The organism is Streptomyces sp. NPDC037100 (assembly GCF_055606225.1).
Genome location: NZ_JBVJSX010000020.1, coordinates 34,145 through 54,844, shown reverse-complemented (window position 1 = coordinate 54,844; position 20,700 = coordinate 34,145). Strand labels below are relative to the sequence as shown.

Here is a 20,700-nt window from a genome sequence, read left to right as displayed (position 1 = left end):
CTTCGAAGCACCGGCCACGGCCATGTGCGTGGAGGGCACCTCGAGGCACCGGCAGGGGTGATTCAGCGCGCCACGGTCGCCAGTACGTCGTGTCCCAGCCGTCGGATGACATCCGTGGCGAGCCGGTGCCGCACCAGCTTGCCCTCGCGGGTCGAACGCACCAGGCCCGCTTCACGCAGAGTGCGCAGGGCGCGGGAGACCTGCGGTTCGCTGGAGCCGAGCCGGGCGGCGAGTTCCGAGGTGGTGATGGGCTCGCCCAGCAGATGACGGCACAGCTCCATCCGGGCGGGCGAGGTCAGCGCCATCAGCCGGTCGTGCAGGTCCCGCAGAGTCAGTTGCCCGCCCGGCGTCGCGGCGGACACCGGGTACTGCACCGTCACGCACGACGGGTGCTCATGCTTGACCGTGAGATGGGGCCACACCCGGGCGGACGGGACGAGGACGAGAGGGCGCGGGGCGACCTTCACCTCGTCGATCTGCAGCTTGTCCAGCCGGACTCGTTCCCCCGGCCCCACACGGGCCGCCATCGGCAGCAACTCGCTGAGCACATCGGCGGGTGACCCGGCTGCCAGCCTGCGGCGCACCTCCCGGGCATGGGCCTCCAGGCCCGGCCGCAGGCTCCGCCAGTCCGCGGCGAAGAACGCGGCGTCAGCGGCCCGCAGTACCGCCAGAAGCCGGTCCCGCAGCTCCAGCGGGGCCGCCACCAGATGTCGCGCCAGTTCACCGCGGGCGTAGGAGCGGCGCAGACAGCGGCGCGCGAAGTCCTCCGCAGCCGAGGTGCCGGCGCGTAGCTCGCGGGCGGGCGGCACGGGCAGCGTCGTGGTGCCGAGGGCTCCGGGGGCCACCAGGTCCAGGAACTCCTCGGCCGGCAGCGTCGCGATCGCGGCCAGTTCCTCGTCCAGGCTCGCCGCGAGCGGCAGGGCACGGGGGAAGAACAGACGACAGCGGAATCGGGCCCAGAGAGGAGTGAAGAAGAGGAGCTCCTCGCGCAGCTCGGGATCCGCCGAGGTGGCGCGGGCCGCCCAGTCGGCGGCCTCCGGGTGGTGCTCGGGTTCGGCGAGCACATGCAGGCTCGCCATCAGTTCCGACAGTGCGGAGGACCCGGCCGCGAAATCCGCGGGACCGAGTCCCCCGAGGTCGAGGACGATGCTCACGGTGTCACCGTACGGCGGAACTACCGCACCGGCGCCCCTGGGCCGAGCGGAATGCCCAGCAGGTACCAGGTGAAGAACAGCACGACCCAGACCACCAGCATGATCATGGCGATGGGCAGGGTGAAGGAGATCAGAGTCCCGATTCCCGCCTTGCGGCGCAGGGTCTGCAGATAGCCGACACAGAGCATGAACGAGGTGCTCATCGGGGTGATGGAGTTCGTGCAGGAGTCGGCGATGCGGTAGAGCGCCATGGTCGTCGCCGGGTTGGTGCCGAGCAGCATCAGCATCGGCACCAGTGCCGGGGCAACCAGCGTCCACAGGGCGGAGCCGGAGGTGATGAGCAGGTTCATCAGCGCGACCACGACGATCAGCAGCGTGAACAGCAGCAGCGTGGGCGCACCCAGCCCTCTGAGGAAGCCGGCGCCCTCGACCGCCACGACCGTGGCGATATTGGTCCACTTGAACAGGGCGAGGAACTGGGACACGGCGAAGAAGAGCACCAGCAGCGGTGCGATGGAGCGCACACCGTCCGCCATGAACTCCGGTATCGCGCGGCTCCCCCGGATCCGTCCGGTGAGACGCCCGTAGACGGTGCCGATGAGCAGGAAGAAGACGGTGAGGAAGACGGCGATGGCGTTCATGAAGGTGGACTCCACGACGGCTCCGCCCTCGCCGCGGAGCGGCGACGACTGCGGCAGCATCGCCAGCACGATCAGGGCGGCGTAGCCGAGCACGGCGACACCGGTCAGCCTCAGGGCCCGGCGTTCGGTGGCGTCGTCGGTTCCGGTCCCGACGACCTCTCCGGCAGCGGCCGCTTCCAGGTCCGCATCGGGGACCAGGCGGTGCTCACGCTTGGCGAGCATCTTGTCCACGACCAGGGCGATGGTGCCGGCCAGCACGACCGCCGAGACGGTGGTGAAGTACATGTTGTCCGTCGCGCGGACCACCACGTCCTTGTCGACCAGTTGCGCGGCCTCCGTGGCCACCGAGGCGAACAGCGCGTCACCCGGGGCGATCAGCGGGTTGGCGTCGCCCGCGGCGTTGATGGAGACGAACGCGACGATCATGCCGAGCATGGGGGAGCGGCCCACGGCACGGAAGGCCACCGCCCCCAGCGGAATCAGCACCACGTAGGCGGAGTCCGACAGGAACTTCCCCAACACCCCGCCCAGTGCCACCCCCAGGACGACCGAGCGCGGGGACAGCCCCGAGAGCATGCGGCGGGCCAGCGCCTCGAAGAGGCCCGAGCGCTCGGCGACCGCGACGCCCAGCATCACCATCAGCACCACGCCGAGCGGACCGAACGTGACGAACGACTCCTCGGCGCCCGTGACCAGGTCCCGCACAGCGTCCGCCGAGAGGGCACTGCGCACGCCCACCAGGTCACCCGAGGACGGATCCTCGACCCTCAGCCCGGACACGTGCATCGCCCAGCTGAGGACGGCGACGCCTGCGCACAGGATCCAGAACAGCCAGAACGGATGCGGCAGAGCGTTCCCCGCACGCTCCACCAGGTCGAGAAGCCGGGAACCCCGCCCCTCCTCGCCGGGTGCCGGGCCCTGCACCTCTCGGGTGCGGTGGACGGGTGTGCTCATGGCGGCCTCCTGTGAGGGCGGGGGAGGGACGGTGGGGGAGGGCGGGACAGCGGGGGAGGAAAGGGAGAAAGCGGGACGGGGGGTCCTGCTTGCGCTGCACAGTAGGTCCCGCAACCGTTCCCGTCACCGTCTGGAACGACAGTTGACCTCATGACGTCAAGTGATCGCCCCTGAGCCCCGCGCCTGCCTAGCGTCATGGACGTGACCTCGTACGACACGCCCCCGCCCCACGACACCGCCGCCCGCGACGACCGGCCGGAACCTCTCCAGGACGGCGCCCTGTGGCGCCGCACCCTGCGCGTCCCCATGCGGGACGGAGTCGGGCTCGCCGCTGACCTGTACTCGGCCTCACCCGCTCCGGAGGTGACCGCACTCCCGGTGCTCCTGGAGCGCACGCCGTACGGCCGGCGCGCCCAGCGAGGCTCGGACCAGAGCCGCTCCGACGCGCCCCTCCCGCGTCCGGAGGACATCGCCCGCCACTTCACCGACGCCGGCTACCACGTCGTGCGGCAGGACTGCCGGGGGCGCGGCGACTCAGAGGGAACGTTCGTGAAGTACCTGGGCGAGGGACCGGACGGCGCCGACACCATCGCCTGGATCAGGAGCAGGCCCTGGTGCGACGGCAGGGTGGTGATGACCGGCGTCTCCTACTCCGCGCACTGCCAGTCGGCCGCTGCGGCCGAAGGGCCCGAGGGCCTGGCGGCCATGTTCCAGGACTCGGGCGGCTTCTCCTGCGCCTATGACGCGGGGCTGCGCATGGGTGGCGCCTTCGAGCTGAAACAGGTGACCTGGGCGCTGCGCCAGGCGTTGCGCAGCCCGGAGGCGGCGGCGGACCCGGTGCTGTCCGAGGCGCTGCTCCGGGTGGATGTGACCGGCTGGTTCGGCGCGATGCCGTGGCGCCCCGGCTGCACGCCCCTGCGCCACCTGCCGGCGTACGAGAACTATCTCCTGGAGCAGTGGCGCCAGGACGCATTCGGGGACTACTACCGTACCCCGGCGATCTACGGCCGCGGTTTCTACCACCGTTTCCCGGACGCGCCCAGCCTGCACATGGGCAGCTGGTACGACCCCTACGTCCGCTCCACGATCGAGAACTTCACCGCTCTGCGCGAGCTGAAGACGGCACCCTCGTACCTGGTCATGGGCCCCTGGACACACGGCCACCGCTGCGAGACGCATGCGGGGGACGTGGACTTCGGCCCGCGATCGACACTCGACGGCAACGTGGCGCCCTCATACCTGGAGTTCCGCCGCCGCTGGTTCGACAGAGCGCTGGGCCGGGAGGCGAGCCCCGGGAACGACCTGCCGCCCGTGCTGTACTTCCTCATGGGCGGAGGCGACGGCGGACGGAACGCGGCGGGCAGGATGCGCCACGGCGGCACGTGGCGCGCGGACACGAACTGGCCGCCGGCGTCGACCGCCCCGGTGGACCTCTACTTCACCACCGACGGCGCTCTGTCCACCCGCCCACCCACCACACCCGCCGCCTCCGTGACCTACGACTTCGACCCACGCCGCCCGGTCCCCACCATGGGAGGTCAAGTCACCTCCGGCGAACCGGTGATGGCGGGCGGCGCCTTCGACCAGAACGCCCCGGACGCCCGGGTGCACGGTGCCCATGACCCCTACCTCCCGCTGGACTCCCGCCCGGACGTGATCAGCCTGACCACGCCCCCACTGGAACGGGACGTGGTCGTGGCCGGCCCGGTCTCGGCAACGCTCCACATCTCCACCTCGGCCCCGGACACCGACTTCACCATCAAACTGATCGACGTTCACCCGCCCAACGCGGACTATCCCCACGGATTCGCCATGAATCTCACGGACGGCATCGTGCGCTGCCGGTTCCACCGCTCCCGGGAACACCCGGAGTTGCTCACCCCGGGCGAGGTGTACGAGATCGAGGTGACGGCCCCCGACACGGCCAACCTCTTCGCGGCCGGACACCGCATCCGCTTGGACATCTCCTCCAGCAACTTCCCCCGCTTCGACGTCAACACCAACACGGGCGAGCCAGAGGCGACAGCCCGCCGCACGGCCACAGCCGCGAACACGGTCCATATGGACGCGGGGCATCCTTCCCGCCTGAGGATCTGGATGGAAGGCGGAGAGTCCGCCCTGCGCTGATCGGCTTCGAAGAAACGGCGCGGCGCGCCGAGGCCTTGGAGAGCTTCTACGGCGGACCGGCAAGCACACCGTGAGGAGGCGACAGCTCGCCCGTGGTGTCGTCAAAGACGCGGCCTCTGACGAGCCGGCCAAGAGGTCAACAAGCCAGGGTGCCACGGACCAATCCGGCGATGCGCACCAATGGCGCATCTGCTCCTCGCCCTGTCACCATGGCTGTGGCCGAGCCAAGGGGTCCTGCCGCCGGAGGCGACTTGGAACTGCTCATCATTCTCTTATGCCTCGGAGCCGTCGTATGGCTCGTCAGTTCAGAGAAGAAGGAAGAAGAGGAAAAGGCGCGCAGGAAGGCTCAAGCCGCTGCCGCGGAGGCCGCGCGGCTCGCGCAGGTCAGCGACCCGTCGTGGATGAGCACCGAGATCGTCCGCGCTGTGCAGTCGGGCGATGCCCACCATCTGGAGACGACAGCGGCCGAGTTGCCGGACTGGCCGATACGTGACCCGCTGGTGCAGTCGGCCCGGTGCCTGCTGATGCTGCACGCCGGGACGGGCGTGGCGGAACGTGCTGCCGTACCGCGGGCGCTCACGGACGAGGTGCGGGCCGGTGCCGCCTCCGCCATGACGGCCCTGAGCATGGTGACGGTCAAAGTGGTCTCGCTCGCCCGTTTCTTCGGTCCCCACTGGCGGCAGCTGCCCGAGGAGCCGCGCCGGCTGCTGGAACGGGACGCGATACGCCTGCACCGCATCAGCGAGGCAGCCAAAGCGCTGCACCACAATCTGGGCGTCGCCATGGCGGCAGGGAGCACGGCCCACGAGGCCGACGCCGCGGGTCGCCACCTGCTCGCGCTGGCCGAAACCATCCGGGAACTCTCCCAAGGCATCGAAGAGGAGTAAGGCATGGCGACACCGCCGGAGCACGGCGGCGCGCTTCCCGCGCGCTGGGGCGAGGCCCTGGGCTGGGCTCGTCAGGTCATCGAGTTCCTCCAAGCCCTCGACGGTGCGGGCGCGCCCGGGCTCGGCCCGGCGCAGCACCTGATCGGGCAGTTGGACACCCTGTCGCAGGACGGGGAACGGCGGATCGTGAAAGTACTGACGGACCGGAACGCGCTGAAGCAGCGCCGGGCGGACACGGCCGCCGAAGAACGGGACCTGACCGCTCAGGCGGCGGCCGCGATGAAGGGGATCGGGGATACCCAGGACCCGCCCCCCATGGCACGCACCGCCTTGAAACGCGCCTACCGCCTACGAGCGGACCTCGCCTCCACCGAGGCGGACCTCGCCATGGCCGAGGAAACCGTGCGGCGCCACCAGCAGTGCCGGACACTGCTGCTCGAGTACCGCGCGAACCTCCAACGGAAGCTGAACACGCTGGAGTGGCAGTACCGGGCCGCGGAGGCCACCCGGCACCAGGCTGATCTGGCGGATCGGCTCCGGGATTTCGAGGCGCTGAGCGACGACCTGACCACGCGGGTCCGCGATTTCGCGGCAGAGGCGGAGGCTCGGTACACCGCCGCCTACGAGCGGGAGGACATGCAGCTCATGCATCTGCGCAGCTCCAACCAGGAGGCCCGGATCGACGAAGAGCTGAACGGCTACCGCGGCTTCACGGACCACTGAGGTCACTGCCGCCGATGCAAGAGGCCGGCAAACAGCCGGGGGAACAGCCGGGGGAACGGCGCAGGGAAGTGAGAGGGGTGGGGCTGTGTCACGGCCCGAGCAAAGGGTGATGCGCATCGGGTTGAGCTCAGGCACCAGGGAAGCCGGCCCCCTGGTGGAGATCGTCCTCCGCGACGGCCCACGGCGGGACAGGGCCCTGCTCCCCTTGCCCCAGCTGGAGATCAGCCCGCAGGATCAGGAGGAGATCCGCTGGTACCTCGAGGACTACCGTGAGTTCCCGTCCGACCCGGCGCCGGTCATCGCGGCGCGCTGCGCTGTGCGTCTCGACGAACTCGGTGAGGCGTTCTTCCGTGCGTTGTTCGACCACTCGGAGGATGCCCGGGCCCTGTGGCAACGGGCCGGAGAACGGGTGGGGGACCTTCGGGTCGAGGTGGACTCCGATCTCAACGACCTGGTGGCCGTGCCGTTCGAACTGCTGCGGGCGCCCAACGGGGCCGTCCTGTCACTGGCGGCCCGCTCGTTCACCCATGTGCTGCCACCACGGCAGGACGCCCGAGAGTACAAAGTGCCCAGCCGTCGCGGTGCGATCAGAATCCTGCTCGTCATCTGCCGGCCGTTGAGCGAACGGGACGTGCCCTTCCGGTCCGTCGCCCGCCGCCTGCTCCGGTCCACCGAGCGGCGGGCGGACGTACACATCCAGGTTCTGCGTCCACCGACGTACGAGCAACTCGAACGCACTGTGCTGACCGCCCGGCAGCACGGTGAGCCCTTCCACATCGTTCATTTCGACGGACACGGCGTGTTCGGTGCCCTGGCGTCCCTGCCCGGGCAGCCCGCGCAGGGCGCGGCTCTGTTCGAGGACCCCGGTTCCGAGACCAACGTCCGTCCGGTCACCGGGGGCCAGCTCGGTGCGCTGCTCACCCGGGCCGGCGTGCCCGCACTCATCCTGAACGCCTGCCGCTCGGACCGCGTCGACCCGAGCGCCCCGTACGCTCCCGCCACGGTGGCGGGCCCGGACTCCGGCCCACGACAGCCGCGCGGTTTCGGTTCTCTCGCACGCAACGCCCTGCGTTCGGGCCTCGGCACCGTCGTGGCCATGCGCTACAACGTGTACGTCTCCGCTGCTGCCACCTTCGTCTCCGTACTGTACGAACGGCTCGTGGACGGCGCCGAGGTGGCCGAGGCGGTGACGCAGGCTCGCGGAGTCCTGGCCGCGCAGGGCGGGGCGGGACCGCGCACGGACGAATGGCTGGTCCCGGTGGTGTACCAGCGTGGTCCTCTGCACCTGTTCGACGGGACGGGCCGACCAGCCTCCGAGATCCGCCCCGGACCGCCGGGCCCGGCCGCCCACCCCCTGGACGCGTTCCTGCCTGCCCCACCGGCGATCGGCTTCCTGGGCGGAGACGACACGATCATCGCAGTGGACCGGGCGTTCGACCGCAGCGGGGCAGTGCTCCTGCACGGTGCGGCCGGCAGCGGCAAGACCGCCACGGCGGCGGACTTCGCCCGCTGGTACCGCCGGACCCGGGGCATGTCCGGGCCAGTGATCTTCACCTCCCTGCGGACCACCACCTGCTGGGAGCTGGACGCCGTACGACGCCGTCTGCAAGGCCCGACGCCGACGCCGACGCTGCACGACGCGACATCACCGACTTCCGCCCTGTGGATCTGGGACGACGCCGGATCAGCGGACATCTGGAGTTCCTCCGAGCGCGCCCGTCTGGCCGGCCTGCTCGCAGGACTGTCCGAGGGGCCGGTACGGCTGCTGCTCACCGCCCGCCACGAGATGTCCTGGTTACCGGGGCCACTCGAGCGGATCGCCGTGAGAGCCCTCGGAAACGCGGAACGGACAGAAATGGCGGCCCGCATCATGGGGCCGGATGCGCCTGCCCTGCCAGAGCCAGTCATCCGTTTCAGCCAGGGAAATCCCCTGGCACTGCATGCCCTGTGCCGCCACCTGCCCGACATGGAACGGGCCGGCGGGGCCGATGCCTGGCTGGAGAGGCTGCACAACGGCACCGGCCTACCGTTGCACCCCGGCGACGGGGCGCCGGGCCCGGCCGCCATCACTCCGGCCCTGCGCGAGAGCCTCCACGAGCGGGAACAGCGGGCGCTCGGTCTCCTGCTCTTCTTCCGCACCACCGTCGCCGCCCTGCCGCTGTCGGATCTCACCCGGCGACTGCAACACACCCGTGCCGGCCGGCACATACCCGCCCTGGACAAGGACAGCGCCGCACGCCTCCTCACCAGGGTGAGCGCTCTGGGCTGGCTCACCTCGTTCACCGGGGGCTACTACGCGATCCACCCCATGCTGCCCGCAGCTCTACGGCCGCTGCTGGACGACCGGGCACATGACCTGTCGGCGACGGTACGCACAGTCCTCACCGAAATCTACGACCAGTACGGGCACGCGCTCTTCGGCACGTACAACGAGGGAGTCAGGGGAGTCCTCGACATCATCGCACTGGAAGAGGACAACCTGCTCCAGGCACGAAGGTTCGCCCTGGAGCACGCGCTCGCGGACGAGGTCATGGGCCCGATGCAGGCATTGCGCATGCTGTATTTGGAGCGAGGGCGGCAGGAGCGGTGGTGCAGTCTCGTCGAGGGTCTGTCACCCACCCTGCTCGAGCCCGGTTCCGGCGCTCCACGTCCCAACCTGGCGTTCCGGGACCGTTCCCTCCACGCCGTCCTCGCCCAGTTCCTGACCGAGACCGGGCGGGCGCGGCCCGAACGCCCGGTCACGGCGCCGGGGTCGGGGCGGGCGGACGACGAACGAGGGCCCGCCGTCTCGCGAACCACGACCGGGGCCGATCCGCGCCAGGACGTGCAGCGCCTGCTTGTCGAGAACACCGAGTCCAGTCTTCGCCGGGCGGTCGACCTCGCGCACCGCAGCGGCGACCGGACCCTCGAAGCGACAGCGCACATCCGGCTCGGTCACTGGTACCGGGCCCAGCGTGCCCCACGTTTCGAGGACATGGCGAAGGCCTGCTTCGAGCGGGGCGAAGCCCTTGTGCGGGGAACCAGCGACCACCTCACCCTGGCGCACGCCCTGGACGGGTCGGGCGCACTCCACGTACAGCGGGCGGACAGACTCGGCGCCGAGCACATGCGGGGGCTCGTCGAGTCCGGGGCGTTCGACACGAGTCGCCCCGGCCGGATCACTGTGCCCCTGCCGACGGAGGCGTTGGCCGAACTGCTCTTGGCCCAGAGCTTCTACACCGAGGCACTCGCCCAGTTTCAGAATGACGACGGAACCGCTCACCTCACGGCGTCCCTTCACCACCAACTCGGCGGGGTGTACCAGCGGATCGGCGCGACAGACGAGGCTGCCCGGCACTTCCGTCAGGCTGTCCGGGACCACGAACGCGCGGGCGACCTCTCTCGCGCCGCACAGAGCCGGATGGACTTCGCGAACTTTCTCGTGCACCGCGACGGCCGGGTGGAAGACGCGCTCCTCTACGCGCAACAGGCCCTGCGCGATTACCGGTTACTCGGCGAGCCGTACCGCAGGCAGGCGGCGGCGGCTCAGCGCCTCGTCGACGAGCTGACGCGCACCGTGGGGGAACAACCGTGATCCTGCCCGGCCGGGGCCCTCGCGCGGTGTCACGGATCCGACGGTGGCTGGGAACGGCTCCCGCCCTCCGCCCGCAGACGGCGCGCCTCCGCCAGGGCCTGCTCCCTGTTCAGGCCGAGCAGCCTGGCGGCCGGAACTGCCGAGACCTCGCAGTTGTCCGCGTGGGCATATGAGGACTCCGCGACGATCTGGGCGCTGCCCATCGCCCACATACGCCATTCAGGCTTGAAGGGCCGACCGCGGTACAGCAACGGGCCTCCGCAGTCGCAGCATTGCATGAATGCCGGACTCGGATACGTCGCCGCGTACTGATCGTGACCGTGATCAGTCATCAGGGTTTCCTCCCGCATTCGCACGTCGGGCCACCTGGGCGAGAGCCCTGCGCACCCGCTCCTGGCGCAGGATCCACTCAAGCTCCGCCAGACTCCCCACCGCCGTCACGGCGGCCGCCGCCCAACGGCAGGCGGCGTGCCCGTCGGACGCCGCCTCGGGCGGGGCCAGCAAGAGTGTGACGCCCGCACCCAGCAACACGATGCCCAAGTTGTAGGCCGTGCCACCCCGGCGGCTCATACGCCGCCACTCCGCGAGGTCTCGCCGCTGCGCCGAGCGCAGGGTCTCCTCGGCCGGACGGCGGGCGCCGGGCGGGTACCAGTCGTCGACATCGGCGGGGGAATAGAAGTGCCGACGGGCGTGAAACCCGCACTGCACGCTCGCGATCAGGGCGACGAAGGCCAGAGTGAGCAACAGCATGGCGGGGCCCGGCCAGCGGAACTTGTCACCGTCGGAGCCCAGGACGCCGACCGTGGCGATGCAGGCCCCGGCAAGCAGCGGAGCTGCGACGAAGTGGGCTGCTTCGGAGGCGCTTCCGTATCCGAGCGGTGCCGGCTTCGCCCACTCCGACGGATCGTCGCTCACGTGGCGCCCCCTTCGCGACCGAACGATGGGCACCCAGTGTCACCATGGCGGTGCTTTGTGTAAAGAGCGGTCTCTCGCAGACGTCGGCCGGGGCCGGTTGTGGCGATGTCCCGGTGGTGACGTGGTGATGCCGACTCCGCTCATTCCCGACGTTGCCGTCGTGGGTCGGGGAACGCCGCCCCCCACGTTCGTCGGGCGATCGCAAGCACGTCGTCGGCGTGCCCGGGGTCCATCGCTTCGATCGCTTCGCTCACGCTGTCCTTGCCGATCGCCTTCATCCAACCCCAGTGACGAGGTTCGTCGGGTTCGATGAAACGGATCAGTTCACCACGCTGCTCGGGGCCCACCAAGCGGAACGTGGCGAAGCGCTCTTCGTCACGCGCGCCTTCCAGCAGGGGGAAGAGGCTGCCGGGATCTTTCGCGTTCAGCACAGCGACTGCCCACCCGGCGTCGGCGGAGGCGAGCAGCCTGAGGAGTCGGTCCGACCACACGCGGGCGGCCGTCTGCGGGTCCATGCTCCGCAGCAGCTCGAGCGCGTCACCGTCGTCCAACTGTGCCAGCAACCGGCCGACCAGGTGCGAGTTCAGAAACCTGAGGATCATGGCGCGCTTGGGCGCAGTCATCTGGACCAGAAGACCAGCGGCGGTCGTGTGGGGCAGTTCAGCCATCCGGGCGGCCACAGCGTCCTCCGCCATGTCCGACACCAGGGACAGGACCTTCTCCTCCTCCAGCCGCGCCATGCATTCGGCGGCCACTTCCGGGGTCATCGCCACCAGGATCATTCTGGTCTGCTCGTGCGGCATCAGCTCCATCCGCGCGGACGCCGGGCTCGCGCCCAGACCGGTGAGGATCGCTGCGGCCTGGCGTGGTTCCAGTGCTGTGAGCCGCTCGGCGGACTGAAGAAGGGGCAGCGAAGCGATTCGCGCGGCGAGGACACCGTCCACCGCCTCCGCCGCACCGTCGCCGTTCGGGGCTGCGAGGTGAGCGGTCGACCCCATCGGCTCCGGGCGATGCATGTAGCGTTCGGCGTACGCACGCTGCCAGGCCGCCCGCCACCGGCTGATCTCGCCTGCGGGGCATCCGCAGACCGACACGAACGCCAAGACAGTACTCAGGGCGGGCAGGTGTCGGCCGGACATGGCGTTGCTGATGGTGCTCCGTGGAAGGGAAGTGCCGCATTCAGCTGCCGAGGCCTCCATCCGGCGGAGAGTGGGCGCGCCCGCTGCGAGGCGTAACAGGCGTAACTGATAGCCGAGTTCGGATACGCTGATGACCCTTTCATGGTCCGGTCGCAGGCCCGGCCCGAAGGCGCCCCCCGCCGCCGACGGTGGAGTCACGTCCCACACCTTCCCATCATGTCCGACACCCGGCTCGTCGTGTCCCATGATGTCCCATGCCCGAAGTCTTCGTGCGGATGAGACCGGACTCGTCCCTGCTCCATGGAGCGCGTCGGAGGATTTCCCCTTTCCTGTGGGTGCGCCTGCTGTGGCTGCGTCGATTCGAGGGGGTTCTCCACATGTCCGGCATCCGGATGATCTGGCTGGCACTGATGCTGCAACTTGCTGTCGTCGTGGGCCTGGGCGGTGGTCTGCTCGCACGACTTGACGGTGCAACACCCGCTCACGCCGTGCTGCTCGGTGCCGGCGCGTTCTCCGGCACCATGCTGCTGCTGTTGACCATGGCAAGCTTCCTCGAGCGCCGATGAGGCAGCACTTTGAGGCTCGATCGGTGAGCAGACCCGAGTGAGCATGACGAGGCACCGGCGGAGTCGGGACCGGCTCATGGGCAAGGCGCAGAGAGCAGGCGAACGGGGGCGGGCCCGTCGGCGGGGCGAAGCGGCGGAGTAGCACAGGGCCGAACGCCACCGCTTTGGAAGAGCTCTTGGACGACGTGCGCGGCATGACCCACCATTCGCTCACAGCGTCGGCGCAGGCCACCCGCGTCTCCCTGGCGCAGCGGACGCTGCCGGATCGACTGGCGGTCCTGGGCAGGCCGCTCCTGGTGATCTTCGGCCGGGACGACCGCAGGTGGCGATCCTCATCCGCTCTCGACTGCCGCGCCGTTCCGGGCGCTGAGGTCGCGCTGCTTCCGCGGCTCGGGCACTCGCCCCTGCTCGAAGATCCGCCGCGAACCGCCACGCCCCCGATGGCTTTCACCGCTGTCCACGCCGGGGGGGCGAACGAACGACCGGGTCAGCCCTCTGACGGGGCGCGCAGCGGCTCGCCGACGCTCCTGAGATGGCGCAGTGCCTCCCGGTGCGAGGCGATCAGTCCCGTCTGGTGGTAGGGGATGCTCAACTCCGCGCAGTACCGCTCGGTGATGACCTGGGCCCTGGCGAGTGCGGGTGTCGGCATGCTGGGGAAGAGGTGGTGCTCGATCTGGTAGTTGAGCCCGCCCATGAAGGCGTCGACCAGCGCGCCGCCCCGGACGTTGCGCGAGGTCAGAACCTGGCGGCGCAGGAAGTCCAGCCTGTTCCCCTCCTCGATCATCGGCATCCCCTTGTGGTTGGGCGCGAACACCGAACCGAGGTAGAGCCCGAACAGGCCCTGGTGGACAGCGAGGAAGAGAAGTGCCTTGACGGGGGAGAGGACGGTGAAAAGTCCGCCGAAGTACACCACGAAATGCGCCACCAGGAGCGTGCCCTCGAGTGCGGGCCTTTTCATCGACGGACTCTTCAGAGCTCGAAAGCTGCTGAAGCTCAGATTCAACCCTTCCAGGGTCAACAGCGGGAAGAAGAGCGCGGCCTGGTGCTTTCCGACGAAACGCGGCAAACCCCGGGCCGTGCGCGCCTGGCGGCGCGACCAGACGAGAATGTCCGGCGAGACGTCCGGGTCCTTTCCCTCGTGGTTGGGATTGGCGTGATGCCGGGTGTGCTTGTTCATCCACCACCCGTAGCTCATGCCCAGCAGCAGGTCGGCGACCAGCAGTCCCCCCACCTCGCTGGGCCGCCGACGGGAGAAGACCTGTCGGTGGGCGAGGTCGTGGGCGGCCAGCCCGAGCTGACCGAAGACCACGGCCAGGGCGACGGCGACGAACACCTGGCCCCAGCTGTCCCCCAGCGCGGCAAATGCGCCTACGCACCCCGCGAGAGCCAGGGCGACCAGTCCGAAACGGACCGTGTAGTACAGCGGACGGCGCCGGAGAAGTCCGGCCTCGGCTATGCGCCGAGACAATTCAGCGAAGTCACTTCCCCTGGTCTGCTTCTGTCGTTCTCCGAGTGTCGGCGGGTCCATCCGAGGCGCCATCGATGTGGTCATGAGGCTCAGTATCCAGAGACTTCTCCGCCGGCATAATGACGTCCACCCCCTGAAGGGGGTGGAGCTAGCGCCACCATGGTTCCGGGGGGAAGACCGCAGCAAGGCCACCGATCGCCATCCGTTGCCGCCCTGAGCCCGTCGCTGTGGCTGGGGGAGTCACTCGGTCAGGTGGGTGACCACCGAGCGCATCGCACGGTGCAGGGCCGGGACCGTCTCCTCAGGTGCGTCGACGGTCTCGAACCCATGATGGCCGTTGGGGACATCGACCACTTCGAGTCGCGCTGCGTACTTCTCGGCCGCGCGCACGAACGTATCGACGGTCGCGGCGATCTCGGGTGTCTCCCGCCCGGCACGGAGGAGGACGACGGGCAGGGGCCCCGCCTCTTCGACCGCCCTGGCAGGGTGGAAGCGGGTGCCTGCCATCCCCCAGGCGGGAAGGGGGGCCAGGACGGGGTAGGAGGCGGCCAGGCAGCGCAGCCAGGCGGGAGGCCGTGTCAGCCAGTCCGTGGTGAGGAGGCCGCCGCCGGAGAAGAACCACAGGGCGATCCGGTCGGCGTCCACCCGGGGGTCGGCCCGCACCAGTTCCACGGCCGCGGCGACGTCCGCGGCGGCGCGTTCGTAGTCCGTGACGTCGTGAAGACTGTGGTCGAGGGTCGCGCCGATCGTGCCCTCGGCGGCGGCCAACCGGGCGTAGCCCACCAGGGTCGGCCACTCACGGGGGCGTGGCCGCGCTCCGGCGGGCACCGGTCCACCGTGCACGAACACCACGGCCGGTCGCGGGCCGTCGCCGTGGGGGACGTACAGATCGACTCGACCCTGGCGGTCGCGAGGCAGCTCGGGGACGTCCAGTGGGAACGGGCGCAGGTGGGCGGGCACCGGCGCATCGTCGCCGACCGGCCGCAGGCGGTGCCCCTCACCGGCCGCGGCCCGCAGCAGGACCTCTGCCAGTGCGGCGGGACACGACAGCATCGGCCAGTGCCCGGTGGGAAGTTCGAAGAAGGTGACCTGAGGTCGGGTCAGGGCGGTCAGCGCGGGGTCGCCGAAGTCGACGAGCCTCTGCACCAGGCCGATACTGGCGCCGTTCCCGGCGCACAGCACACCGGTGACGGGAACCGCGGCGACCGCTCCGGTCAGCCGCAGCGGCTGCAGCAGGGTGCCCAGTGGCTGTGGCGCCGCAAGGGCGGTCAGCCGCTCCAGGGCCGCCTCGTCGACACCATCGGTACTGCCCCAGAGCCCCCACTCGTCACGAGCCGGTGGAGCAAGCACGCCCTCGCGCTCGCCTGCCTCGGCGCGCTCGGCCAGCTGTGCGCGCAGCGCCTGGTCCGGCACGGCGGCCAGCGCCGGAACACCGTTCTGCGGCATCCCGCTGTCCAGGTACACGACGCGTGCGATGCGCTCCGCCCGCCGATCGGCGGCGCCGAGCACCGGGTGGATCCCGTAGTCGTGACCCACGAGCACGATCTCCTGCCCGGACGTGACGTCTACCGCGTCGATCGCCGCGATCACGTCCGCGATGTGCGTCTCCAGACCGACGTGCTCCGGCGTGGCGGGCCGGGCCGGGTCGATGCCCGTCAGCGGGACCGCGTGCGCCGCGCTGCCCGCCCCGGCCAGTCGCGCGGCCGTCTCCTGCCAGACATGAGCCCCGGTGAACACACCCGCGACCATGATGAACACCTGCATGAAGCCCTCCCCGGACTCGTCCATGACGCCGCGCCGGTCGCGTACGCCATCGTCCGCGGGCAGCGGCGTCTGCCCCTCCCGCGCCCCGGTACCGTAGGAACTCCCCCTGAGGGAGGTTCAACTGTCCACCTCGCACGAGCTGTTGTGGAGCATCGGGGAGCTCGCCGAGCGAGCCGGTGCCACCGTGAAGACCGTCCGCTTCTATTCCGACCAGGGCCTGTTGCCCGAAGCTGCCCGCACCAGTGGCGGACACCGCCGCTACGGCCGCCAGGCGCTGGAACGACTGCAGCTGATCCGCTCCCTGCGCACCCTCGACCTGCCCCTGCCCGAGGTACGCCGCATCCTCGAGGACGAAGAGGCGGCCGGCCTGGCACTGGAGGGCGCCCTGGACAGCCGCCTGCGTGAGCTCGACAGTGAGCTGAAGGCACTGCGCTGGCGGGAAGCGGCACTCCAGCTGGTGCGGGACTGCCCGCCGGCTCAGCGCGCCGGCCGGCTGAGGCTGCTCGGCGCGCTGAACACCCCGCCGAGCACCGCCCCACTGGCCAGGTTCTGGCGCGCCTGGCTGCCGGCGCGGATGCCGCGCCCGGCAACCGCGGCATTCCTGGAGGCGGCCGTCCCCCAGCCGCCCGACGAACCACACCCGTCCCAGGTACTCGCCTTCGCCCGGCTGCATGCGATGACGACGGCTCCCTGCCCAGGCGGTCGGCAGCCCCAGCCGGAGGTACACCGAGCAGCAGGGGCCGCCGGCGCCGTCCTGCTGTACGCGGGTCTCACCGAAGCCTTCGAACTCGCCGCCCCACACCTGCGCCGGGACCAGGACCCGCAGCCGGGCGAGGCCCTCGACGCCTACGTCGCGGCATACGCGAGCGCCTACCGCAGCCGTGACACCCACGAGTTCCGCCGCTTACTGGCGACCCGTCTGTCGGCGGAGGCGCGCCTGGACCGGTACTGGGAACTCGCCGCCATCGTCCTGACCCCGCCCGGCAGGCCCCCACAGCCGACCCCGGGCTCCGCGGACGACTGGCTGCGCGCGGCACTGGAACTGGACAACGCGGCAGCGTGACTCACGTCGTACGGGCGCTGGGCGAATTCCTCTCCTACTGCTGCGATTTCGCGGCATGCGGGGGAGGGCTGGACAACCGGCTCCGGGCCTCGGAGCAGGGCCGCTCAACGCACCGGGAAGCCACAGGAGTAGCCCTGTTCCTTGAGCCAGGGGAGGATCCGCCGCAGCGCCTCGACGGTCTGGGACCGGTCGCCGCCCGCGTCGTGGAAGAGAAGCGTCGGCCCGTTGGGCAGTTCGCGCTCCACGGTGGCGACGATGGCGTCCGTGCCGGGCCGCTCGAAGTCCTTGCTGTCCACGTTCCAGCCCAGCGGCCGCATCCCCCGGGACGCGGCGAGCTTGCGGCTGTACGGGGTGAAGGCTCCGCCGGGTGCCCGGTAGTACATCGGCCGGACGCCCCCGGACGCCTTGGTGATCATGCGTTCGGCGTCGAGGATCTGCTGTGACTGATAGGCCTGGGAGTTCTTGTCCATGGCGGTGTCGTGCGACACGGAGTGGTCGCACAACCGATGCCCGTCCGCGACGACCTTCTTCACCAGGTCCGGGTGCGCCTGAGCCTGCGTTCCCACCATGCAGAACGTGGCCTTCACTCCGTACTCCCGCAGCACGTCGAGCACTTGAGGGGTCCACACGGGGTCGGGGCCGTCGTCGATGGTGATGTTGACGCCGCGCGCCCCCTTCTCGGAGGCATGCGCGATGCTGACGGCCACCGGCTCGGTGTCACCGCCGGGCGAGACGGACGCCGTTGCGTTCGGTGCCGAGGTGCCGCCGGCGCCGGCCTGCGCGGTCCACACCGAGGCACCGGTGGCGAGCACCGTCACCCCGAGCGCCGCCCCGATGACCTTGCCGTACCAGCCCCGCCCACCACCGTGCCGCGCCATGTCCGCCCCGCTCTTTCGTAGTTCCTCGCCCGATCTCCGGCCACCCTGCGGCCACCTGACAGGACGAGGGACGACGGCTGGGGGATCCCTCCGTTACGGATCTCGGACAATTCCGCAGGAGGTCACGGACAAACCAGCTCCGCAGCCACCCGGCGGAGAGCAGGGCCCTGTCACATGGCCGAATCCTCAGCCTTGATCCGAAGCCCCGCTCACCCCAGCACCACGGCCACCGCCAACGCCCCCACGAGTGAGTCGATCCGATCCAGCAGCCCTCCCGCTCCCGCCAGCCACTGGCCCGAGTCCTTGACCCCGGCACCGCGCTTGACGAGGGACTCCACCAAGTCGCCCGCCGGTCCGCCGACGGCCACCGCGGCCGCGGCCGGCCAGCTCCACGCCGAGAACAGCGCGAGTACGGCGAGGCCCGCTGCCGCGCCGCACACCGTTCCGCTCCACCGCTTGGCCGGGGACAGCGGCGACAACCGGGGCCCGCCCAGCAGCCCGCCGGTGAAGTACGCCACCACGTCGGCGATCGACACCGCGGCGAAAAGCGCCAGGCCGAGCGTCCCCAGCGGCGCCAGCACGGCCAGCACACCCAGCCATACCAAGCCCAGCAGACCGGTGCCGAGCCGACGCAGTCCGTCCTCGGCATCGCCGGCCACCAGCGGTACGGCGACCAGCGCGAGCGCCCCGACGGCGCCCACCCGCCAGACCTGGTCCGGCGCCTCCGCGGCGGCGACGATCAGCCCCGTCACGGCCGCGGTGAGCACCGCCCGGTCGACGCGGGGGAGTCGGGCCAGCACCCCGAACTCCAGCACCGCGACCACCGCGACGACTCCGGCGAGCAGCGCGATCCCGTGCCGCCCCCACCAGAACGCGGCAGTCACCACCGGCACACCCACGGCCCACGCACACCACCGGACCATCAACTCCCGCCGCCGCGACACCCCCACCGCAACACCGCTCACCAGCAGCGCGCCGCCCAGCCATGGCGCCAGCGCGGCCACCGAGGTCACTGTGCCGCCCCGACGCCCGGCAGAGCGCAGGAACGCGCGCGCAGTTCGCCGAAGGCAGCCCGGAAGGCGTCCACGATGCGCGCGTTCTCGACGGTGTCCCTGACCGCCACGCGCACGGTGCGGCCCTCGTACGCCGGCGACAGCGGCGACAGGTCCCGCAGGTACACACCGTGGTGCCGGCACTCCTCGACGAGCAAGGCAGCGCTCGGCCCGCCCTGTGGCAGGGTCAGGATCAGGAAGTTGGCCACCGACTCCTCGACCGTGACCGAGGCGTCCACCGCGGCCAGGTCGGCGGCGAGCCGGCGGCGCAACGCGTGCGTGCGCCGCAGCGCGGTTGCGTAGTACTCCGGGTCGCGCAGTGCCGCCACGGCTGCGAGCTGGGCCGGAAGCCCGACCGCCCAGGGCGGTGTCCACCGCTTCAGCTCCGCCGCCGTACCCGGCTCGGCCACCAGGTACGCGGCCCGCACACCGGACAGGGCGTACGTCTTCGACATCGACGTGCAGACCACCACGCGCGGGTCCCGCGCGGCGAACGGGGCGAGCGACTCGGCGGGATCGACGTAGCCGAGGTATGCCTCGTCGATCCACCACCGGGTCCGGGCCGGGGCGGCGGTGATCACCTCGCGCAGCTCGGCGGCCGGTGCGTGGCGGCCGGTCGGGTTGTTCGGGTTGACCACGACCACAAGGTCGTACGACCCGCCGGCGACGGCCGCCGACAACCTGACCGGATCGATTCGCCAGCCCTCGTCGCGCCGCAGCCGAAACCGGTCCACGCGGCAGCCGATCACCCGCTCGGTGACATGGGCGTACTCGCCGTATCCGGGGTCCATCAGCAGGACCCGGCTCGTCGGCGTCAGCCACCGGCCGAAGGCCCGGAAGATCAGGTCGGAGGATCCGGCGCCGACCGCGAGCGTCTCCGGGGGCAGGCCACGGACCGCGGCGAGCTCCGCGAGCAAGCCCTCCGCACCGGTCGGTGGTGAGGTGCGGGCCACCCACCCCACGTCCTCGGCGAGCGCGGCGCGCGCCCCGGGAGCCGGTGGGAACCAGGCGTCCAGCACGTCGGCCATGACCACCTCGTGACGCCGTTCAAGAGTGCGGAAGTCCGCGCCGACCGCGGTGAACGAGGCCCCACCGTGCTCGCAGCCGTCCGGCCGGGACGCGAACGGCGCGTCCAGCCGCCAGTCGACACCGGCCGCCAGCCGGGCCACGGTCGCCGCATGCCGCCCTGCGGCACACCGCGACAGCTCCGCCACCTCCCCGGTCAGGACTTCGAAGTCGACCGCCCCGCTGCGGACGGTACGGCCGACGGGACGCAGACCCGCCGCCCGGTACATGCCGACCAGGTCGGCACGGCCCATCGCCACCACCCGCCGCCCGCCCCGGGACGCGATCCAGCGCAGCGCCGCGTACATCAACAGTGCGCCTGCCGCACCGGCCCGTGCGTCGGGCTCGACGGTGAGCAGCCGCACCTCGAAGACATCGGCCTCGTCGAGGAGCGGAAGCTCCGCCCGGGTCAGGTACTTGTCCAGCCCGTACCGGCCGGCCCACGGCGGCGTCACGCTCACGAACCCGACACGATCCGCACCCCGTGCCGCGACCAGGTAGACGTTGTCGCCGTCCAACCCGTCGACCAGCCGCCCCTCGGCATTGGGCACGTGCTGGCCCAACTCCTCCGCGTAGACGCGGTGCCGCAGTTCATGAATCCAGGACAAGTCGCCGGCTGTGGCGGAGCGCAGACTGAGGGCACGGCCCATCGGAACCTCTTCGTACGGGGACAAGGCGGTCCAGTGTGGCTACGACCGGCCCGCGAGCAGCAGGGGCGGAGAGCTCGGAC

General features: G+C 70.8%; 16 protein-coding genes and 1 pseudogene. 7 read left to right on the top strand and 10 right to left on the bottom strand.

Annotated features, from left to right (window positions below):
* Window positions 1-62 precede the first annotated feature (62 nt).
* Together ACZ7EG_RS38390 and ACZ7EG_RS38385 are read right to left on the bottom strand one after the other, a co-directional pair.
* A complete protein-coding gene (locus tag ACZ7EG_RS38390; RefSeq protein ID WP_471089215.1) occupies window positions 63-1,154 on the bottom strand; it encodes an ArsR/SmtB family transcription factor in 1,092 nt (363 codons plus the stop codon).
* A gap of 20 nt (window positions 1,155-1,174) precedes the next feature.
* The gene (locus ACZ7EG_RS38385) at window positions 1,175-2,749 is read right to left on the bottom strand and encodes an AbgT family transporter (protein WP_471089214.1); all 1,575 of its coding nucleotides are present in this window, start codon (window positions 2,747-2,749) and stop codon (window positions 1,175-1,177) included.
* 201 nt (window positions 2,750-2,950) lie between these two features.
* On the opposite strand from ACZ7EG_RS38385, the gene ACZ7EG_RS38380 reads away from it, so the two are divergent.
* From ACZ7EG_RS38380 to ACZ7EG_RS38365, 4 genes are all read left to right on the top strand, one after another.
* Window positions 2,951-4,876 (top strand): CocE/NonD family hydrolase, encoded by a 1,926-nt coding sequence (locus ACZ7EG_RS38380; RefSeq protein WP_471089213.1) that lies wholly within the window; start codon window positions 2,951-2,953, stop codon window positions 4,874-4,876.
* A 251-nt stretch (window positions 4,877-5,127) separates the two neighbouring features.
* On the top strand, window positions 5,128-5,763 hold the full coding sequence (locus ACZ7EG_RS38375) for a hypothetical protein (RefSeq protein WP_471089211.1): 636 nt from the start codon (window positions 5,128-5,130) through the stop codon (window positions 5,761-5,763).
* Window positions 5,764-5,766: 3 nt separating this feature from the next.
* Window positions 5,767-6,486 (top strand): hypothetical protein, encoded by a 720-nt coding sequence (locus tag ACZ7EG_RS38370; RefSeq protein WP_471089209.1) that lies wholly within the window; start codon window positions 5,767-5,769, stop codon window positions 6,484-6,486.
* Between the two features lie 154 nt (window positions 6,487-6,640).
* Window positions 6,641-10,060 (top strand): CHAT domain-containing protein, encoded by a 3,420-nt coding sequence (locus ACZ7EG_RS38365; RefSeq protein WP_471089207.1) that lies wholly within the window; start codon window positions 6,641-6,643, stop codon window positions 10,058-10,060.
* A gap of 29 nt (window positions 10,061-10,089) precedes the next feature.
* Here the strand turns inward: ACZ7EG_RS38365 and ACZ7EG_RS38360 are convergent, their stop codons facing one another.
* The 3 genes from ACZ7EG_RS38360 to ACZ7EG_RS38350 all read right to left on the bottom strand — a co-directional run bounded on the left by ACZ7EG_RS38360 (window position 10,090) and on the right by ACZ7EG_RS38350 (window position 12,312).
* A complete protein-coding gene (locus ACZ7EG_RS38360) occupies window positions 10,090-10,263 on the bottom strand; it encodes a hypothetical protein (RefSeq protein WP_471089205.1) in 174 nt (57 codons plus the stop codon).
* A gap of 121 nt (window positions 10,264-10,384) precedes the next feature.
* Window positions 10,385-10,975 (bottom strand): hypothetical protein, encoded by a 591-nt coding sequence (locus ACZ7EG_RS38355; RefSeq protein WP_471089203.1) that lies wholly within the window; start codon window positions 10,973-10,975, stop codon window positions 10,385-10,387.
* 140 nt (window positions 10,976-11,115) lie between these two features.
* Window positions 11,116-12,312, bottom strand: a complete 1,197-nt coding sequence (locus ACZ7EG_RS38350; protein WP_471089201.1) for a magnesium transporter MgtE N-terminal domain-containing protein — start codon at window positions 12,310-12,312, stop codon at window positions 11,116-11,118.
* A 56-nt stretch (window positions 12,313-12,368) separates the two neighbouring features.
* Here ACZ7EG_RS38350 and ACZ7EG_RS38345 point away from each other — a divergent pair, with 56 nt between their 5' ends.
* Together ACZ7EG_RS38345 and ACZ7EG_RS38340 are read left to right on the top strand one after the other, a co-directional pair.
* Window positions 12,369-12,680 (top strand): hypothetical protein, encoded by a 312-nt coding sequence (locus ACZ7EG_RS38345; RefSeq protein ID WP_471089199.1) that lies wholly within the window; start codon window positions 12,369-12,371, stop codon window positions 12,678-12,680.
* 167 nt (window positions 12,681-12,847) lie between these two features.
* Window positions 12,848-13,261: pseudogene (locus ACZ7EG_RS38340) on the top strand (alpha/beta fold hydrolase); the annotation flags it as partial.
* Here ACZ7EG_RS38340 and ACZ7EG_RS38335 read toward each other — a convergent pair.
* Window positions 13,168-14,220: a fatty acid desaturase family protein gene (locus ACZ7EG_RS38335; RefSeq protein WP_471089273.1), complete on the bottom strand. Its 1,053-nt coding sequence runs from the start codon at window positions 14,218-14,220 to the stop codon at window positions 13,168-13,170. The pseudogene ACZ7EG_RS38340 and the gene ACZ7EG_RS38335 sit on opposite strands and share 94 nt — an antisense overlap.
* A 168-nt stretch (window positions 14,221-14,388) precedes the next feature.
* Window positions 14,389-15,912: an alpha/beta hydrolase gene (locus ACZ7EG_RS38330; protein ID WP_471089197.1), complete on the bottom strand. Its 1,524-nt coding sequence runs from the start codon at window positions 15,910-15,912 to the stop codon at window positions 14,389-14,391.
* A 121-nt stretch (window positions 15,913-16,033) separates the two neighbouring features.
* Here ACZ7EG_RS38330 and ACZ7EG_RS38325 point away from each other — a divergent pair, with 121 nt between their 5' ends.
* Complete coding sequence (locus tag ACZ7EG_RS38325) at window positions 16,034-16,975, top strand: helix-turn-helix domain-containing protein (protein ID WP_471089271.1); 942 nt, start codon at window positions 16,034-16,036, stop codon at window positions 16,973-16,975.
* Window positions 16,976-17,079: 104 nt separating this feature from the next.
* On the opposite strand, the gene ACZ7EG_RS38320 is transcribed toward ACZ7EG_RS38325, so the two are convergent.
* From ACZ7EG_RS38320 to ACZ7EG_RS38310, 3 genes are all read right to left on the bottom strand, one after another.
* On the bottom strand, window positions 17,080-17,853 hold the full coding sequence (locus ACZ7EG_RS38320; protein WP_471089195.1) for a polysaccharide deacetylase family protein: 774 nt from the start codon (window positions 17,851-17,853) through the stop codon (window positions 17,080-17,082).
* Between the two features lie 209 nt (window positions 17,854-18,062).
* Window positions 18,063-18,866 (bottom strand): phosphatidate cytidylyltransferase, encoded by an 804-nt coding sequence (locus ACZ7EG_RS38315; protein WP_471089193.1) that lies wholly within the window; start codon window positions 18,864-18,866, stop codon window positions 18,063-18,065.
* A complete protein-coding gene (locus ACZ7EG_RS38310; RefSeq protein ID WP_471089191.1) occupies window positions 18,863-20,620 on the bottom strand; it encodes an aminotransferase class I/II-fold pyridoxal phosphate-dependent enzyme in 1,758 nt (585 codons plus the stop codon). Before ACZ7EG_RS38310 ends, ACZ7EG_RS38315 begins: the two co-directional genes overlap by 4 nt.
* Between the last annotated feature and the right edge of the window lie 80 nt (window positions 20,621-20,700).

Excerpts from the sequence above, each read along its gene's own strand:
- ACZ7EG_RS38320 (WP_471089195.1), bottom strand. The coding sequence starts at position 17,853 with ATGGCGCGGCACGGTGGTGGGCGGGGCTGGTACGGCAAGGTCATCGGG.
- ACZ7EG_RS38360 (WP_471089205.1), bottom strand. The coding sequence starts at position 10,263 with ATGGGCAGCGCCCAGATCGTCGCGGAGTCCTCATATGCCCACGCGGAC.
- ACZ7EG_RS38310 (WP_471089191.1), bottom strand. The coding sequence starts at position 20,620 with ATGGGCCGTGCCCTCAGTCTGCGCTCCGCCACAGCCGGCGACTTGTCC.
- ACZ7EG_RS38330 (WP_471089197.1), bottom strand. The coding sequence starts at position 15,912 with ATGCAGGTGTTCATCATGGTCGCGGGTGTGTTCACCGGGGCTCATGTC.
- ACZ7EG_RS38345 (WP_471089199.1), top strand. The coding sequence starts at position 12,369 with ATGCCCGAAGTCTTCGTGCGGATGAGACCGGACTCGTCCCTGCTCCAT.
- ACZ7EG_RS38385 (WP_471089214.1), bottom strand. The coding sequence starts at position 2,749 with ATGAGCACACCCGTCCACCGCACCCGAGAGGTGCAGGGCCCGGCACCC.
- ACZ7EG_RS38335 (WP_471089273.1), bottom strand. The coding sequence starts at position 14,220 with ATGGCGCCTCGGATGGACCCGCCGACACTCGGAGAACGACAGAAGCAG.
- ACZ7EG_RS38370 (WP_471089209.1), top strand. The coding sequence starts at position 5,767 with ATGGCGACACCGCCGGAGCACGGCGGCGCGCTTCCCGCGCGCTGGGGC.